2 protein-coding genes are annotated in these 889 nt (G+C 51.1%); one reads left to right on the forward strand and one right to left on the reverse strand.

Annotated elements, in window-relative coordinates; all coding sequences use genetic code 11:
• The coding region (locus Xinn_RS21065) for an RHS repeat-associated core domain-containing protein (RefSeq protein WP_244590295.1) at positions 1 to 568 on the forward strand (568 nt) is incomplete at its 5' end.
• 5 nt (positions 569 to 573) lie between these two features.
• On the opposite strand, the gene Xinn_RS23655 is transcribed toward Xinn_RS21065, so the two are convergent.
• A partial coding sequence (locus tag Xinn_RS23655) for a transposase (protein WP_211285986.1) occupies positions 574 to 889 on the reverse strand: 316 nt, incomplete at its 5' end.

Consider the following 889-nt stretch of genomic DNA (forward strand, 5'->3'; position numbering starts at 1 on the left):
GCAGGTACAATTCTTTACTCTGAATCCGGAAAATCGGCAGGAGCTGATTGCCGGCAAGATTCAGACCCAGTACGCGGTGTGTGCCCCGACGGGCGAGCCGCTGGCGCTGTTTGATACCGCCGGGCATCGGGTCTGGCGCCAGCCGCCGCAGAGCCTGTACGGGCTGCGTCTGGGGGCGTTGGGGGAAAACGCGGCACTGAATCCGGGCTTACAGTTTGCCGGCCAGTGGCTGGATGACGAGAGCGGGCTGGTTTACAATCGGTTTAGATATTACTCGCCGGTTGCAGCGCAGTATTTGACGCCTGACCCGATCGGGTTGTCTGGGGGGGAAAATCCTTACGGGTACGCTCATAATCCTACCGGATGGGTTGATCCGCTGGGATTAACAGAATGTCCCAACATTGTAAAAAGGGCAATAACCCCTGAACAGGCGGAAAGCATTCGAGCAGGTCATGGGATTTCAAGGCCAACACCGTATCATAAAACGACACCAACTCAGCATGTATCTGGAACAAAACACTCCAGAGATCCTTGGATTTCAACAACTAGTGGTGTATTCTGCAATTAATGACATCACTTTGTATTCCCACGGTAAAGCCATTTAAAAGGTTTAGCTAATACCCGGTTGTAATATTCGATATATTTTAAAATGCATGTCCGTAATATCGCTTTGCTGCTGACGGAAAGCCGCCTGAGCAAATGTCGGGAGACCAGACTGAACCAACATTCAATTTGATTTAACCAGGAAGCGTGTTTGGGGGTATAAACGAATCGGATCCGATGTGTCGGGTCTGATAGAAACTGCATGCGTGTCTCCATGGATTGAAGCGTTCCCCACTGGCCTTTCACTCCCAGTCCCTCATTAAGACCACAGGCTTCGGCAATGAAT

Source organism: Xenorhabdus innexi (genome assembly GCF_002632485.1).
Taxonomy (GTDB): domain Bacteria; phylum Pseudomonadota; class Gammaproteobacteria; order Enterobacterales; family Enterobacteriaceae; genus Xenorhabdus; species Xenorhabdus innexi.